Raw genomic sequence first — 13,781 nt, forward strand, 5'->3', positions numbered from 1 at the left:
GCTAACGCGACAGCGGGTGTGACGCATGTTGCACCCGCGAAGCTAAGGATTTGCGGGGAGGGCCCCTGTCATGTATCGGCTCTGACAACCTATAATCACACCACGGACGGACCGCTCGCAATGGCCGAATTCTCGCTCCCGAAAAACAGCGTCGTCAAGAAGGGCGTCAAGCACGCCTCGACCAGCCAGGGCTCGGGGGCGGGTAAGCGTCTCAAATCGTTCAAGGTCTATCGCTACGATCCGGACAGCGGCGAGAACCCGCGCTACGATAATTTCGAGCTCGATCTCGACGACACCGGCCCGATGGTGCTCGACGCGCTGATCAAGATGAAGAGCGAGCAGGATTCCTCGCTCACCTTCCGCCGCTCGTGCCGTGAGGGCATCTGCGGCTCGTGCTCGATGAACATCAACGGCAAGAACGGCCTCGCCTGCACGACCGCGATCGAGGATTGCAAGGGCGAGGTCCAGATCACGCCGCTGCCGCACATGGACGTGATCAAGGACCTGGTCCCCGACTTCACGCATTTCTACGCGCAATATTCGTCGATCAAGCCGTGGCTGCAGACCGTCACCCCGCCGCCCTCGGGCAAGGAACGGCTCCAGTCGCCCGAAGACCGCTCGAAGCTCGACGGCCTGTACGAGTGCATCCTGTGCGCCTGTTGCTCGACCTCGTGCCCGAGCTATTGGTGGAACGCCGACAAGTTCCTGGGCCCCGCGATCCTGTTGCAGGCCTATCGCTGGCTCGCCGACAGCCGCGACGAAATGACCGGCGAGCGTCTCGACGAACTCGAGGATCCGTTCCGCCTGTACCGCTGCCACACCATCATGAACTGCGCGAATGCGTGCCCCAAGGGGTTGAACCCCGCCAAGGCGATCGCCGAGATCAAGAAGATGGAAGCCGAACGGATCGTCTGATCCCTTCGGTTGGGGGAGGGGCCCTACCTTTCCCGACTTTGGGGGGGGATAAGACCTGCCTTCCCCCCCCCCGTTCGTGCCGAGTAGAGATCTAGCGTAGTCGAGAGCTCGTATCGAGGTACATGTCCTTCGATACGCCATCTCGACAAGCTCGATGTTTACTCGGGACGAACGGAATTTATGACTGACAAGCCCCACTTCGTAGAAGCCGAGGACCCAGCCAACCCAGGCTGGCGTAGTTGGTCGCTCTCCGACCCGACCCGCTTCAACACCCTGCTCGGCCCCATGCTCTACCGCGTCGACGGCCACACCGTCCGCGTCCGCATCACCCCCGAGCATCGCCACTCCAACCTCCAGAACAACGTCCACGGCGGCGCGCTCCTCGCGTTCATCGACGTCGCGCTGTTCGCAGCCGCCAGAGGCTTCGGCCTGATCACCGCCGGCACCGCGGTGACGCTCGATCTCAACACGCAATTCATCGGCGGCGGCCGCATCGGCGCACCGATCGAAGCGCAGGTCGAAGTCCTCAAGGAAACCGGCCGCCTCTTGTTCCTCCGGGGCCTCGTGGTGCAAGGGGACGACGAAACCAAGATCGCCGCCTTCTCGGCCACGATCCGCAAGCCGACTGCTAGATAGCACCGGCGCCTCACTGTTCTCCCGCGCACGCGGGAGTCCAGGAGTCAGATACACAACGCCTGGGGGCCTGGGCCCTCGCCTGCGCGGGGGGAACGGAAATGACTGTACTCAAGGCCTATGAGGCGCTGGTCGCATCCGGCGAACTCCGCCCCGACCCCGAACAGGCCGCTGCCGCTGCCCGCCTGAACACCCTCGCCACCGAACTCGCCACCCCCAAATCCACCGGCTTCTTTGCACGCTTCTCCAAGAAAGCAGACCCCCGCGGCGTCTACCTCTGGGGCGGAGTCGGCCGCGGCAAGTCGATGCTGATGGACCTGTTCTTCGCCAACGCCCCCGTCGAAAAGAAGCGCCGCGTCCACTTCGGCGAGTTCATGCTCGAGGTCCACGCGCGCATCGCCGCCGAGCGTCGCAAGGAAGTCGGCGACCCGATCGTCCCCGTCGCCACCGCGATCGCCGACGAGACCCGCCTGCTCGCGTTCGACGAGATGATGGTCACCAACAGCCCCGACGCGATGATCCTCTCGCGGCTGGTGACGTCACTGCTCGATTCCGGCGTGACGATCGTGACCACCTCGAACCGCCCGCCCGCCGACCTCTACAAGAACGGCCTCAACCGCGAGCATTTCCTGCCCTTCATCGCGACCATCGAGCAACGCCTCGACGTCCTCCCGCTCAACGGCCCGGTCGACTATCGCCGCGACCGCCTCGGCAGCCAGGACACATGGCTCGTCCCCAACGGCCCCGAGGCGACCGCGCAACTCTCCGCCGCGTTCTTCCGCCTCACCGACTTTTCGACCGACGACAGCGAGCACGTGCCCGCCGAGGACCTCATCGTCCAGGGCCGCACGCTGCGGGTGCCCAAATCGCTCAAGGGCGTCGCGGTGTTCAGCTTCAAGAAGCTGTGCGGAGAAGCCCGCGGCGTGGCCGACTACCTCGCCATCGCGCGCAAATTCCACACCGTCATCCTGGTCGGCATCCCCAAGCTCGGCCCCGAGAACCGCAACGAGGCGGCGCGCTTCGTCGCGCTGATCGACGCGCTGTACGAGCACAAGGTGAAGCTCCTTGCCGCCGCCGATGCGCAACCCGGCGACCTCTACGAAAGCGGTGACGGCCGCTTCGAGTTCGACCGCACGATCAGCCGCCTCGAAGAGATGCGCTCCGAGGATTATCTCGCCGAAGGCCACGTCTAGCTTATTGCACATGCGAACCACTCGCAATAACAACCCGCTTTTGTCCTTTTAGCGGTTGCCGTAGCGGGATAATGCGCGTAACCGGCGTCACCAATCACCCCGCACATCAGACGGAGACGGATTGGAATGGCTCGCAAGAAGATCGCGCTGATCGGCGCCGGTAACATCGGCGGTACGCTCGCGCACCTCGCAGCACTCAAGGGCCTTGGCGATATCGTCCTGTTCGACGTCGCCGAGGGCATCCCCCAGGGCAAGGCGCTCGACCTGTCGCAGTGCGGCCCGGTCGAAGGCTTCGACTCGCAGATCACCGGCTCGAACGACTACGCCGACATCGCCGGCGCAGACGTCATCATCGTCACCGCCGGTGTCGCGCGCAAGCCCGGCATGAGCCGCGACGACCTGCTCGGCATCAACCTGAAGGTCATGAAGGCCGTCGGCGAAGGCATCAAGGCCAACGCCCCCGACGCGTTCGTGATCTGCATCACCAACCCGCTCGACGCGATGGTGTGGGCACTCCGCGAGTTCTCGGGTCTGCCGCATCACATGGTCGTCGGCATGGCCGGCGTGCTCGACAGCTCGCGCTTCAGCCACTTCCTCGCCGACGAGTTCAAGGTCTCGGTCAAGGACGTCACCAGCTTCGTGCTCGGCGGCCACGGCGACACGATGGTCCCGGTCATCAGCTACTCGACGGTGTCGGGCATCCCGGTTCCCGATCTCATCGCGATGGGCATGTCGAGCCAGGAAAAGATCGACGCGATCGTCAAGCGCACGCGCGGCGGCGGCGGCGAGATCGTCGCACTGCTGAAGACGGGCTCGGCCTATTATGCGCCAGCGACCAGCGGCATCGCGATGGCCGAAGCGTATCTGTACGACCAGAAGCGCGTGCTGCCGGCCGCGGCGTATGTGTCGGGCGAGTATGGCCTTACCGATCTGTACGTCGGCGTGCCGGTGGTGATCGGTGCCGGCGGCGTCGAGAAGATCGTCGAGATCAAGCTGGACGACGAAGCCAAGCAGAACCTCACCGTGTCGGTCGACGCGGTGAAGGAACTGATCGTGGCCTGCAAGGGTATCGATGGTTCGCTGAACTGATTTGAGGTGAGGTAACGAACCGAAGGGAGTACCACCACCCCGGCGAAGGCCGGGGTCCAGTTGGGAAAGCCGAAATGATGGAAGAACAAGCGTTCGTCTACGTCATGGCCAACTTCCCCAACGGTGCGATCTACCTCGGTTCGACCGTAAACCTGCCAAAGCGCGTGTGGGAGCACCGTAACGGCTTCGGCGGTTTCACCAAGCGTTACGGCTGCAAGATCCTCGTTTGGTACGAGGCTTGCGGCGAATGGGAAGCGGCACGGCAGCGCGAGCTGCAAATGAAGGAGTGGAAGCGGGCCTGGAAAGTGCGTGAGATCGAAGGGTTCAATCCTGCTTGGGATGACCTGTACGATCGTATCGCGTTACCATGACCGCCTTCCCAACTGGACCCCGGCCTTCGCCGGGGCGGACCGGACTGGAGATAGAATGAGCATCCTCGTCGACAAGAACACCAAGGTCATCACGCAAGGCATGACCGGCGAAACCGGCAGCTTCCACACCAAGATGGCGCTGGAATACGGCACGCAGATGGTCGGCGGCGTCACGCCCGGCAAGGGCGGTACGACCCACCTCGACCTACCCGTCTACAACACCGTCGCCGAAGCCAAGGCGATGACCGGCGCGACCGCGTCGGTCATCTACGTGCCGCCCCCCTTCGCCGCCGATTCGATCCCTCGAGGCGATCGACGCCGAGATCGAGCTGATCGTCGCGATTACCGAGGGCATTCCGGTGCTCGACATGGTCAAGGTCAAGCGCGCGCTGTCGGGCTCCAAGTCGCGCCTCATCGGCCCGAACTGCCCCGGCGTGCTGACCCCCGGCGAGTGCAAGATCGGCATCATGCCCGGCTCGATCTTCAAGAAGGGCTCGGTCGGCGTTGTCAGCCGTTCAGGCACGCTCACCTATGAGGCGGTGTTCCAGACGTCGAACGCAGGCCTTGGTCAGACGACCGCGGTCGGCATCGGTGGCGATCCGGTCAACGGCACGAACTTCATCGATGTGCTCGAGCTGTTCCTCGCCGACGACGAGACCCAGTCGATCATCATGATCGGCGAAATCGGCGGCGACGCAGAAGAGCAGGCGGCACAGTTTCTCCGCGACGAAGCCAAGCGCGGTCGGTCGAAGCCGATGGCAGGCTTCATCGCCGGTCGTACGGCGCCTCCGGGTCGCCGCATGGGCCATGCCGGCGCGATCGTGTCGGGTGGCAAGGGCGACGCGGAGAGCAAGATCGCGGCGATGGAAGCTGCCGGGATCAAGGTCTCGGAAAGCCCCAGCCTGCTCGGCGAGACGCTGCTGAGCGTGCTGAAGGGTTAAGCTGACTACCCCCTCTCCCGTTCGGGGAGAGGGGAAGGAGCTGCCTCTTGGCAGCGGAAGGGTGAGGGCACGTGACCGCCCGTGCCCTCACCCTCCCACCCGCAAGTGCGGGCGGGCCCCTCCTTCTCCCCCGCGGGGGAGAAGGACACTGAGGACGAGAACGATGGGCTACGAAGGCCAGGATTTCAGCGATATCGCAGCCGGCGTCAGCCCGGCGTTCGTGGAGACACTCTACGCCAAGTTCAACGCGGACCCGGCCTCGGTCGAGATCCGGTTGGCGCGCGTTCTTCGAGGGTCTCGAAGGTTCCGCGCAGGGCCCGAGCTGGGAGAGCGCCCGCTGGCCGCTCACCACCACGGACGACCTGACCGCAGCGCTCGATCCAACCCAGATGGAGCCCGCGCCCAAGCCAGCCAAGGGCGGCAAGCCCGCTCCCGCAGCAGCGGCGCCTGCGCCCGTTTCGAAGGAAGAGATCGCCAAGGCCGCTGCCGACGCGATCCGCGCGCAGCTGCTCGTCCGCACCTACCGCGTCCGCGGTCACCTCGCCGCGAACCTCGATCCGCTCGGCCTGTCGAAGCGCGAGATGCCCGAGGACCTGAAGACCGAATATCACGGCTTCTCCGACGCCGACATCGACCGCAAGGTCTATCTCGGTGGCACGATGGGCTTCGAATGGGTCTCGATCCGCGAGCTCGTCGACACGTTGCGCAAGAATTACTGCGGCAATGTCGGCCTCGAATACATGCACATCTCCGACGTCGAGGAGCGCCGCTTCCTCCAGGAGCGCATGGAGGGCCAGGACAAGGCCATCGAATTCTCCACCGACGGCAAGAAGGCGATCCTCACCAAGGTGATCCAGGCCGAGCAGTGGGAGAAATTCCTCGGCAAGAAGTACGTCGGCACGAAGCGCTTCGGGCTCGACGGCGGCGAATCGATGATCCCCGCGCTTGAGAGCGTCATCAAGTATGGCGGCCAGATGGGCGTGCGCGAGCTCGTGATCGGCATGGCGCATCGCGGTCGCCTCAACGTGCTGGCGAACGTGATGGCCAAGCCGTTGCGCGTGATCTTCCACGAATTCGCCGGCGGTTCGGCCAACCCCGATGACATTGGTGGTTCGGGCGACGTGAAGTATCACCTCGGCACCAGCACCGATCGCGAGTTCGACGGCCACAAGGTCCATATGAGCCTGGTCGCCAACCCGTCGCATCTCGAAGCCGCCGACCCTGTCGTGCTCGGCAAGACGCGCGCGATCCAGACGCTCAACAACGATCTCAAGGATCACGTCGCCAGCCTGCCCGTGCTGATCCACGGCGACGCGGCGTTCGCGGGGCAGGGGATCGTCTGGGAGTGCCTCGGCTTCTCTGGCATCCGCGGCTACAACACCGGTGGCTGCGTCCACTTCATCATCAACAACCAGGTCGGCTTCACGACCTCGCCGCAGTTCGCGCGCTCGTCGCCTTACCCGTCGGACGTCGCCAAGGGCGTCCAGGCGCCGGTCTTCCACGTCAATGGCGACGATCCCGAGGCGGTCACCTTCGCGACCAAGATGGCGATGGAATTCCGCCAGAAGTTCCACCGCGACATCGTCATCGACATGTGGTGCTATCGCCGCTTCGGTCACAACGAAGGCGACGAGCCGTCCTTCACGCAGCCGCTGATGTACGACATCATCCGCAAGCACCCCGGCGTTTCGTCGGTGTACGGCGATCGCCTGATCAAAGAAGGCGTGATCGACCAGCCCTGGATCGACGAGAACGTGAAGCAGTTCACGCTTCGCCTCGAGGGCGAGTTCGAGGCCGGATCGTCGTACAAGCCGAACAAGGCCGACTGGTTCGGCGGTCGTTGGACTGGCCTCAGCGCGCCGACCGACGGCGGCTCTGCCCGTCGCAACGTCGAGACCGGCCTCAGCCAGAAGTTGTTCGACTCGCTCGGCCGTACACTGACGACGATCCCCGACAGCGTGAAGATCCACAAGACGCTCAACCGCGTGATCGATGCCAAGCGCGAGATGTTCAAGTCGGGCAAGGGCTTCGACTGGGCGACGGGCGAAGCGCTCGCGTTCGGCGGCCTGCTCTCGGAAGGGTATGGCGTCCGCCTGTCCGGCCAGGATTCGGGTCGCGGCACCTTCTCGCAGCGCCATGCGGTCTGGGTCGACCAGACCGACGAGCACAAGTACGTGCCGTTGCAGGAGATCGAGCACGGCCGTTTCGAAGTGCTCGACAGCCCGCTCAGCGAATACGGCGTGCTCGGGTTCGAGTATGGCTACGCGCTCGCCGACCCGAAGACGCTGGTCCTCTGGGAGGCGCAGTTCGGCGATTTCGTCAACGGCGCGCAGATCATGATCGATCAGTTCATCACGTCCGGCGAGTCGAAGTGGCTCCGCGCCAACGGCCTCGTGATGCTGCTCCCGCACGGCTATGAGGGGGCAGGGGCCTGAGCATAGCTCGGCGCGTCCCGAGCGCTTCCTCCAGTCGTGCGCGGACGACAATATCCAGGTCGCGAACTGCACCAGCCCGGCGAACTATTTCCACCTGCTGCGCCGGCAGATGCACCGCAATTTCCGCAAGCCGCTGATCGTGATGACGCCGAAGTCTTTGCTTCGTCACAAGCTGGCGGTGTCGAACGCGGAGGATTTCCAGGGCGACAGCCACTTCCGTCGCCTGTTGTCGGATACCAATCCGGCTGCCGACGTCGATACGAAGCGTCTGGTCCTGTGCACCGGCAAGGTCGCGTACGACCTGATCGAGGCACGCGACGCGGCGGGCGACACCGACACGCAGATCGTCCGCGTCGAACAGCTCTATCCCTTCCCCGGCAACCCGATCGCCGAGCGCGTCGCACGGATGCCGAACCTGGAAGAGATCGTCTGGGCGCAGGAAGAGCCGAAGAACAACGGCTATTGGTTCTTCGTCGAGCCGCTGATCGAGGAGGCGCTGGCAACGGTCGACTCTCGCGTGAAGCGCGCGCGCTACGCCGGGCGCAACGCATCGGCCTCGCCTGCGACCGGCCTGATGAAGCGTCACCAGGCCGAACAGGGCGCGCTCGTCGCCGACGCGCTCGGCCACTCCGTTCGCGACGAAATCCGCCGCACCCGCGCAAACTGATTGAACCCGCACCCTGGGTTCCTGCGAAAGCAGGAACCCAGGGTGCGGCAGAGTAACCCTAGGCGCCTGCGTCCGCAGGAGCACAAAAGGTAGAAGCAAACATGGCAACCGAAGTCACCGTCCCCGTCCTGGGTGAATCGATCACCGAAGCCACCCTCGGCGAGTGGCTGAAGCAGCCCGGCGATCCCGTCGCGGTCGACGAGCCGATCGCCAGCCTCGAGACCGACAAGGTCTCAGTCGAGGTCCCGTCGCCGGTCGCCGGCGTCATGGGCCAGCACGCGGTCGCCGTCGGCGATACCGTCCAGGTCGGCGCGATGCTCGCCACGATCGACTCCGGTGACGGCGCCGCCGCTGCTCCGGCCAAGGCTCCCGAGCCCGCCGCGACCGCAACGCCGTCCGCCCCCGCCAAGGACGAGTCCGGCGCAGGCTATGGCGACCAGCCCGGCGCCGGCACCAGCGACTCCCCCGCCGCACTCTCCCCATCGGTCCGCCGCGCGGTGCTCGAGCACGGCGTCGACCCCGGCACCGTCAAGGGCACCGGCCGCGACGGTCGCATCACCAAGGAAGACGTGACCGCCGCCGCGTCGAGCAAGCCAGCGCCTGCTCCCGCCGCAGCGCCCGCACCGGCCGCAGCTCCTGCCGCCGCATCGGGTCGCGGCGAGGAGCGCGTGCGCATGACGCGCCTCCGCCAGACGATCGCCAAGCGCCTCAAGGAAGCGCAGAACACCGCCGCGATGCTGACGACGTTCAACGACGTCGACATGACCGCGGTGATCGAGGCGCGCGCCAAGTACAAGGACCTGTTCGATAAGAAGCACGGCGTCCGCCTCGGCTTCATGGGCTTCTTCGTGAAGGCCGCGACGATGGCGCTGCGCGACATCCCGTCGGTCAACGCATCGATCGACGGCGACGACATCGTCTATCACGATTACGCCGACATCTCGGTCGCGGTCTCGTCGCCGGGCGGCCTCGTCGTCCCCGTGATCCGCGATGCCGACCAGATGTCGGTCGCGACGATCGAGAAGACGATCGGCGACTTCGGCAAGCGCGCCAAGGAAGGCGCGCTCAAGATGGACGAGATGAAGGGCGGCACGTTCACGATCTCGAACGGCGGCGTGTTCGGCTCGCTGATGTCGACCCCGATCATCAACCCGCCGCAGTCGGCCGTGCTCGGCCTCCACCGCATCGAGGAGCGCCCCGTCGTCGTGAACGGCCAGATCGTCATCCGCCCGATGATGTACCTCGCCCTCAGCTACGACCACCGCCTGATCGACGGCCGCGAAGCCGTAACGTTCCTGGTCGCGCTGAAAAATGCTATCCAGGATCCCACCCGCATCCTGATCGACCTTTAAGGGAGACTGGCCCGATGGGCATGGTAATGTACCTCCGTCGGGCCAGCATTGCTGATATTGCGCGTCTTCAAGCCGACCCGCGCGGTGTTCCGGATTTCGTTTTCGATGACGCCGCACCGGACCAGGATCTCGTTGAGTTCGATAAGGCGTGGCAGGCGCTGCACTTTATGCTGACCGGCGAAGCCTATGAGATGGGGCACGCGCTCGGGATCATCGCCGAGGAAACGCCGATGCAAAGTAGCGACGGTATCGGCTCGCTCGAATATTCGGTCGTGCCGCCCGAGCGCATGGTGACATTCGATGCGGCGCTCAAAGCGCTGGACGACGGTACGTTGGCGCAACGGTACGATCCCGCGGCGATGGCAGCCCAGGACGTGTATCTCGCGGATTCCTTCCTAAATGAAGGACCAGAGGCGCTCGAATATATCTTGCAGGGTGTTCCTGCCCTGCGCCGATTTGCGGCATCCTGCGCGGATGCCGGCTGTGGGGCCATTCGGGTCCTCGCATGATGATGAACGGGATTAGAGACAATGGCTGACTACGACTATGACGTCCTCGTGATCGGTGCGGGCCCCGGCGGTTACGTCGCGGCGATCCGTGCCGCGCAGCTCGGCCTGCGCACCGCTTGTGCCGAGTCCCGCGAGACGCTCGGCGGCACCTGCCTCAACGTCGGCTGCATCCCGTCGAAGGCGCTGCTCCATGCGTCGGAAATCTACGAGGAGGCCAAGGGCGGTCACCTCACCAAGTTCGGCATCGACTTCCAGGGCGTCACCCTGAACCTCGACCAGATGCACGCCGAGAAGGCCAAGGCCGTCAAGGAACTGACCGGCGGCGTCGAATTCCTGTTCAAGAAGAACAAGGTGACCTGGCTCAAGGGGCAAGGCCGCGTTCCAGGACGCGCATACCGTCGAGATCGCCGGCCAGAAGGTCACCGCGAAGAACATCGTCATCGCCACCGGTTCGAGCGTCATGCCGCTCCCCGGCGTCGAGGTCGACCAGAAGACCGTCGTCGACAGCACCGGCGCGCTCGAGATCCCCAAGGTCCCCGAGCACATGGTCGTCATCGGCGGCGGCGTGATCGGTCTCGAACTGGGCAGCGTCTGGCGTCGTCTCGGCGCGAAGGTCACGGTCGTCGAGTTCGTCGACCAGATCCTCCCCGGCTTCGATGGCGAAGTCCGCCGCGAGACCGCCAAGCTCTTCAAAAAGCAGGGCATGGAGCTAAAGCTCTCGACCAAGGTCACCGGCGTGACCGTCGACAACGGCGTCGCGACCGTGACCGTCGAGCCCGCCGCGGGCGGCGCATCCGAGACGATGACCGCCGACGCGGTGCTCGTCTCGATCGGGCGGAAAGCGAACGTCGACGGCCTCAACCTCGAAGCCATCGGCCTCGAACTCAACAAGCGCGACCAGATCGAGACCGACCACAGCTTCCGCACGAAGGTCGACGGCGTCTGGGCGATCGGCGACTGCATCCCCGGCCTGATGCTCGCGCACAAGGCCGAGGACGAAGGCGTCGCGGTCGCGGAAAACATCGCCGGCCAGACCGGCATCGTCAACGAGGACGTCATCCCGAGCGTCGTCTACACGATGCCCGAGATCGCAGGCGTCGGCCTCACCGAAGAGGCGGCGCGCGACAAGACCGCCGAATCTGGTGGCATCAAGGTCGGTAAATTCCCGTTCGCCGCCAACAGCCGCGCCAAGACCAACCGCGACACCGACGGTTTCGTGAAGATCATCGCCGACGCCAAAACCGACCGCGTCCTCGGCGTCTGGATCGTCTCGTCGCTGGCGGGAACGCTGATCGCCGAAGCCGCCATCGCAATGGAATTCGGCGCGACCAGCGAAGACATCGCCTACACCTGTCATGCGCATCCCACGCATGCCGAGGCGATCAAGGAAGCCGCGATGGCGGTGCAAGGCAAGCCCATCCATATCTAGCAATTGCTAGATATGGATCGAAAGGGCTTGCCCGGCCGGCGGCGCTCCAGCGCCGTCCGACGACAGGGGCTTTGCCCCTGTCCGGCCAAGCAGGGCTTCACATCCGAAGTAAGATCGAGAGGGCGTCAGTGGCAATCCACCGGCGCCCTCTCTGCGTTGCAGCGCGAGAGTTGAAGGTGCAGCGCGAGGGCGGCGAAGGCGAAGGTAAGGGGGCAAAGGTTGAGTTCGATCGGGGAATGGATGTTGCGCCAGTTCGCCAGTTCGCCAGTTCGCCAGTTCGCCAGTTCGCCCACGCCCCGTCCACCCGCAAAACCCAACCCACCCCTTCCGTCATCCTGGCGAACGCCGGGATCCACGGTTGCGGTGGACCCAATGATATCCCCCATCATGACCCGGTCCGCGACCATGGGTCCCGGCGTCCGCCGGGATGACGGGGGGTAAGAGGGGTAGGGGAAGGAGGTTAGGGGGCGGGGGCGCGATCAAGTGGCAGCGTGAACCGCCGCAAGCTCACGATCTGAGAGGTCTTTGACGGCATCACCCACACCAAGCCCTAAGCTCCGGATTCCTTTCAAACTCACCCACCTACACCCCTGTTCGTCATCCCGGCGAACGCCGGGACCCACGGTTACGGTGGACCCAATGATATCCCGCCATCATGACCCGGTCCGCGACCATGGGTCCCGGCGTCCGCCGGGATGACGGGGGAGGGAGCGCAACAACTGAGCGCAATCGGAATAGCGTGCACGAAACGCCCGGCAACGCCCGGCAACGCCCGGCAACGTCCAGCAACGTCCGTCATGTCAGAGCCACTCCGCCCCAAATGATACCGCCCCCCTTCTTGTTCTCCCGCGAAGGCGGGAGCCCAGTCTGGGTCCCCGCCTTCGCGGGGAAACATTCTTGGCACGCCACCACATCCGCCTTCCGCATCGCCTATCACCTTCGGCGTCCGGCTCCTCATCGCGCCACCCCCCAACCCACCCCAAACCAAAAAGCAAACTTCCGCCCCCGCCCCCCAACCGGAACCAATCCTTAGCAAAGCCAACCTATTAGTCCGCGCAACGAACGAACAAGCAGGTCTCCGTGGCGCTCGATCTCTCCACTCTCTACGTCGTCGCAGGCCTCGGCATGCTGGTCGCCGGGTTCATCCACCTCATCCCCCTCGCGACCGGCCGGTTCGGATCATGGGCAGGGCTATGGGGCGCCGGCCACCTGATCGCCGGGTGCGGCGCGCTGATGGCGGTGCTCAACGATCAGATCGGTCTTCCTTGGGCGCCCAGCATCGGCAACCCCGCGGTGGTGATGGGCTATGCGCTGATCGCCGGCGCGGTCGTGAAGTTCAGCCGTCCCGACGCGCGCCTGACGTCGATGCTCGCGATCGCCGCGATCCTTGGCCTGCCCCTCTGGTTCACGCACGACCCGGCGCATTTCCACCTCCGCGTCGCCTATCTCAGCGTCATCCGCGCCGGGTTCGACCTCGTCGTGGTGATCGTCGCCATTCGTCTCGCGCGCCGTGACTCGCTACAGACCGGCTGGATCGTCGCCGCGCTGTTCGCGGTCACCATACCGATGTTCCTCGGCCGCGCCTGGCTCGCTTACGGCGACCGCATCGGCACGCAGTTGACCGGCCGTCACGACGATCTCGGCGCCTGGCTCGCGGCGGGGCAGATCGCCTTCATCATTTTCCGCGCCTTCTCGCTCCTGATCCTCCAGGCCGAGCGTGGCCAGAACTTGCTGCTCGATCAGATGGAGCGCGACTGGCTCACCGGCGCGTTCAACCGCGCCGGCCTGGACCGCATCGCGCAGACCTTCGCCGGTCGCCACGCGCCGCGCACGTTGACGGTGATGATGCTCGATCTCGATCGCTTCAAGGCGCTCAACGACACGCTCGGCCACGCCGCCGGCGACGCCGCACTCCGCAGCTTTGCAGAGATCGCCCACGACGCCGTCGGCCGACAAGGCCACCTGATCCGTTGGGGCGGTGACGAGTTCGTCTGCCTGCTGCCCGACACCCCGGCGGCGCAGGCGACCATGATCGGCAACCGTATCGCCACGCGGTTCGCGCAGGCCATGGCACCGCGCATGGCCACGCATGGCACGCTCGGGGTCAGCATCGGTGTCGTCGAGGGCGACCCCGACACGCCGATCGTCGACCTCATCGCCGGCGCAGACCGCGCGATGTACCTCGCAAAGGGCGACCGCGGCCAACCCGCCATCTACATAAAGGCAGCCTGAGCCGCGCGTATTGGA

The 13,781-nt window shown here is 65.2% G+C and carries 9 protein-coding genes and 3 pseudogenes; 11 read left to right on the forward strand and 1 reads right to left on the reverse strand.

Annotation, left to right across the window (positions count from 1 at the left end):
* Nucleotides 1-120: 120 nt before the first annotated feature.
* The 10 genes and pseudogenes from NHF48_RS18155 (at nucleotide 121) to lpdA (ending at nucleotide 11,534) form a co-directional block, all read left to right on the forward strand.
* Nucleotides 121-915 carry a succinate dehydrogenase iron-sulfur subunit gene (locus NHF48_RS18155; protein ID WP_133031655.1) on the forward strand — a complete coding sequence of 265 codons (795 nt, stop codon included), beginning with the start codon at nucleotides 121-123 and terminating at the stop codon, nucleotides 913-915.
* Nucleotides 916-1,095: 180 nt separating this feature from the next.
* Nucleotides 1,096-1,551, forward strand: a complete 456-nt coding sequence (locus NHF48_RS18160; protein ID WP_253071891.1) for a PaaI family thioesterase — start codon at nucleotides 1,096-1,098, stop codon at nucleotides 1,549-1,551.
* A 98-nt stretch (nucleotides 1,552-1,649) separates the two neighbouring features.
* Nucleotides 1,650-2,741, forward strand: a complete 1,092-nt coding sequence (gene zapE / locus NHF48_RS18165) for a cell division protein ZapE (RefSeq protein ID WP_253071892.1) — start codon at nucleotides 1,650-1,652, stop codon at nucleotides 2,739-2,741.
* 126 nt (nucleotides 2,742-2,867) lie between these two features.
* A complete protein-coding gene (gene mdh / locus NHF48_RS18170; RefSeq protein ID WP_060524038.1) occupies nucleotides 2,868-3,830 on the forward strand; it encodes a malate dehydrogenase in 963 nt (320 codons plus the stop codon).
* Nucleotides 3,831-3,904: 74 nt separating this feature from the next.
* Nucleotides 3,905-4,201 (forward strand): GIY-YIG nuclease family protein, encoded by a 297-nt coding sequence (locus tag NHF48_RS18175; protein WP_342454688.1) that lies wholly within the window; start codon nucleotides 3,905-3,907, stop codon nucleotides 4,199-4,201.
* Between the two features lie 55 nt (nucleotides 4,202-4,256).
* Nucleotides 4,257-5,142: pseudogene (gene sucD, locus NHF48_RS18180) on the forward strand (succinate--CoA ligase subunit alpha).
* A gap of 163 nt (nucleotides 5,143-5,305) precedes the next feature.
* Nucleotides 5,306-8,244, forward strand: a pseudogene (locus NHF48_RS18185) (2-oxoglutarate dehydrogenase E1 component).
* 101 nt (nucleotides 8,245-8,345) lie between these two features.
* Nucleotides 8,346-9,596 carry a 2-oxoglutarate dehydrogenase complex dihydrolipoyllysine-residue succinyltransferase gene (gene odhB, locus NHF48_RS18190; RefSeq protein WP_253071893.1) on the forward strand — a complete coding sequence of 417 codons (1,251 nt, stop codon included), beginning with the start codon at nucleotides 8,346-8,348 and terminating at the stop codon, nucleotides 9,594-9,596.
* A 26-nt stretch (nucleotides 9,597-9,622) separates the two neighbouring features.
* Nucleotides 9,623-10,105 carry a DUF1877 family protein gene (locus tag NHF48_RS18195; RefSeq protein ID WP_253071894.1) on the forward strand — a complete coding sequence of 161 codons (483 nt, stop codon included), beginning with the start codon at nucleotides 9,623-9,625 and terminating at the stop codon, nucleotides 10,103-10,105.
* A 21-nt stretch (nucleotides 10,106-10,126) separates the two neighbouring features.
* Nucleotides 10,127-11,534 (forward strand): annotated as a pseudogene (lpdA, locus tag NHF48_RS18200) (dihydrolipoyl dehydrogenase).
* A 125-nt stretch (nucleotides 11,535-11,659) separates the two neighbouring features.
* Here the strand turns inward: lpdA and NHF48_RS18205 are convergent.
* Complete coding sequence (locus NHF48_RS18205) at nucleotides 11,660-11,941, reverse strand: hypothetical protein (RefSeq protein WP_263816928.1); 282 nt, start codon at nucleotides 11,939-11,941, stop codon at nucleotides 11,660-11,662.
* Nucleotides 11,942-12,614: 673 nt separating this feature from the next.
* Here NHF48_RS18205 and NHF48_RS25365 point away from each other — a divergent pair.
* Nucleotides 12,615-13,766, forward strand: coding sequence for a GGDEF domain-containing protein (locus NHF48_RS25365; protein ID WP_253071896.1), 1,152 nt, complete (start codon nucleotides 12,615-12,617; stop codon nucleotides 13,764-13,766).
* Nucleotides 13,767-13,781 lie beyond the last annotated feature (15 nt).

Origin of the sequence: Sphingomonas sp. H160509 (assembly GCF_024124765.2) — a bacterium.
In the GTDB taxonomy this organism is placed as follows: Bacteria; Pseudomonadota; Alphaproteobacteria; order Sphingomonadales; family Sphingomonadaceae; genus Sphingomonas.